Annotated in this window: 2 protein-coding genes; one reads left to right on the top strand and one right to left on the bottom strand. The window is 70.3% G+C overall.

Annotated elements, in window-relative coordinates; genetic code table 11:
• The first annotated feature begins 92 nt into the window (after positions 1 to 92).
• Positions 93 to 1,532 (top strand): IS66 family transposase, encoded by a 1,440-nt coding sequence (gene tnpC / locus U1F38_RS16760; protein WP_409988214.1) that lies wholly within the window; start codon positions 93 to 95, stop codon positions 1,530 to 1,532.
• Between the two features lie 109 nt (positions 1,533 to 1,641).
• On the opposite strand, the gene U1F38_RS16755 is transcribed toward tnpC, so the two are convergent.
• On the bottom strand, positions 1,642 to 2,378 hold a 737-nt coding region (locus U1F38_RS16755), incomplete at its 5' end, for a transposase (RefSeq protein WP_409988213.1).

Raw genomic sequence — 2,378 nt, 5'->3', positions numbered from 1 at the left:
GCCAGATGGTGGGCCAGCGCGGGGCCTGAGTTCGGCGCACCGGTCTTGAAGAATCGCTTGTAAGTTCCTGATTCAGCGAAGACACTGCGGTCATGGCTGATCAAGCGAGTGGTGTTGCGGGGGAGGTGTCGGCGCTGGGCGAGGTGCCCAAGCCGGCGACGCTGGCCGAGTGCCATCAGGTGATCGACACGCTGAGCGGCCAACTGGCCGCGCTGCAGCAAACCGTGGTGGTCTTGTCGGAGAGGCTGGCGCTGAACTCGCGCAACTCGTCGAAGCCGCCGTCGTCGGACGGGCCCGGCGGGGGCAACCGTGCGCAGCGCCGGGCCAGTGCGCGCAAGCGCGGTGCGCAAAAGGGCCACCCGGGCGCCTGGCGCGAGTTGCTGCCCGCATCCGAGGTGGACAGTGTTCAGCGGTGCACGCCGCCGGCGCAGTGCGAATGCGGCGGCACGGTGGTCGTGCGCGGTGCGCCGCAGCGCCACCAGGTGTTCGACCTGCCGCCGGTGATCAAGCCGGTGGTCGACGAATACAAGCTGTACGCCGGGGTGTGCGCCGGCTGCGGCCAGGTGCACTCGGCGGTGCTGCCGCCCGGGGTGCCGCGCGGGCAGATCGGAGCGCGAGCGCTGGCGCTGGTGGGCATGCTGGGCACGCGGTTCCAGATGCCGCAGATGAAGATACGCGACCTGCTGGCGCAGCTGATGGGCATCGACTTCAGTGTGGGCGCGATCTCGGCTGCGCACGGCAAGGTGGCGCAGGCGCTGGCCGAGCCGGTCGGCCAGGCCATCGCCAGCCTGGGTCAGGCGGCAGTGGTGCACATGGACGAGACGCACTACGGGCGCGAAGGCGGCAGCGGCCACTGGGTGTGGGCGGCCGTGCAGCAGCGCCTGGCGCTGTACAGCGTGCTGCCCTCGCGGGCGCGCTACGTGGTGCACAACCTGATCGGCGAGCGGCCCGCGGCCATCGTGGTCAGCGACCGCTATGCCGCCTACGGCTACATCGATGCGCAGCGCCGCCAGGTGTGCTGGGCGCACCTGCTGCGCGACTTCAACCGCATCGCCCAGCGTGCGGGCCAGGCCGGGCGCATTGGCGCGCGGCTGCTGGGGCTGGGGTATCTGATGTTCCGCTGGCGCGAGCGCGGCAAGACCGGCGCCGAGCCGTTCGAGCCGCTGGTGCGCCGCATGCGCCGGGCGCTCGAACGTGGTGCCGGCCAGACCCAGTGCCCCCGCACCGCGGCCACCTGCGACAACCTGCTCAAGCTGTGGCCTGCGCTGTGGACCTTCCTGCGCGATGAGGCGGTGCCGCCGACGAACAACAGTGCCGAGCAGGCGCTGCGCGCCATCGTGCTCAAGCGCAAGATCAGCGGGCCCACCCGCAGCCGCCGCGGTGACGAGTTCATCGCCCGCGGCTTCAGCGCCGCCGAAACCTGCCGCCGCCAGGGTCGCGACCTGCTGGACTACCTGCACAAGACGGTGATCGCCTGGATCGACGGCACCACGGCGCCCACCTTGACCCCACAGCCTGCGCCCTCCGGCTGATCGGTCTCGGCCGCTTGCCGTGGTCTGTCCTACCCCCCGGCTGAATACGTACGTGTTCACGTGCCCCCCGACCATCTTCGATCAGCGGCAACCGCGCTGCCGCCGACGTTCAACCCGAGGGGGCGGCGAGCGGCGATCCGGCGCGAGGCAGCAAGCTCGGCGGCGCCGTGTTCGCGATGGCGGCATGCACGGCTCGGTGCATGAAGTCCCACAGATCCACGCCCTGACGCAGACAGGTCTCGTGAACGCTGAACCCCCGTGCCAGGAACTGGTCGCCGCGCAGGGAGCGCGTGGGCCCCGAGATCTTGCGTTTGAGCACGATGCCGCGCAGCGCCTGCTCGGCCGCGTTGTTGGTGGGCACCAGGTTTTCGTTGGCGGTGAAACCCCACAGCGCCGGCCACAACTTCAGGATGTTGGCGCAGGTGTTGGCCGTGCGGCTGCAGGCGGACTGCTGCGCGCCACGTTGCAGCGCGATGCGGATTCGACGCTGCAGCCCGTCGAGCACGTGCGCCCCGAGCTGCCCCTTGTCGCGCTTGCGGAACATGACCAGCCCCAGGCCGAGCAAGCGGCGTCCGATCTGCCCGGGCAGGCCTTGGCGTTGCCCGATGCGATTGAAGTCTCGCAGCAGGTGGGCCCAGCAGATCTGCCGACGCTCGGCGTCGATGAAGGCATAGCCGGCGTAGCGGTCCGACGTCACCGCCGCGGTGCACTTGTCGCCGATGAAGTCCAGGATCACGTATCGCGCCCGCGACGGGTAGATGCCAAACACCGCCAGCAGCGGCTGCACGGCCGCCCAGACCCAGTTGCCGATGCCCTCGCGTGGGTAGTGCGTCTCGTCCATCCACA

The organism is Ottowia sp. (assembly GCF_046348305.1).
GTDB lineage: Bacteria > Pseudomonadota > Gammaproteobacteria > Burkholderiales > Burkholderiaceae_C > Ottowia.
Note: the sequence above shows the minus strand (reverse complement) of the source record. Positions and strands in the feature narration are given on the sequence as shown.

What these genes read in the sequence shown, in the direction of transcription:
- tnpC (WP_409988214.1), top strand. Translation starts at nt 93, where the DNA reads ATGGCTGATCAAGCGAGTGGTGTTGCGGGGGAGGTGTCGGCGCTGGGC.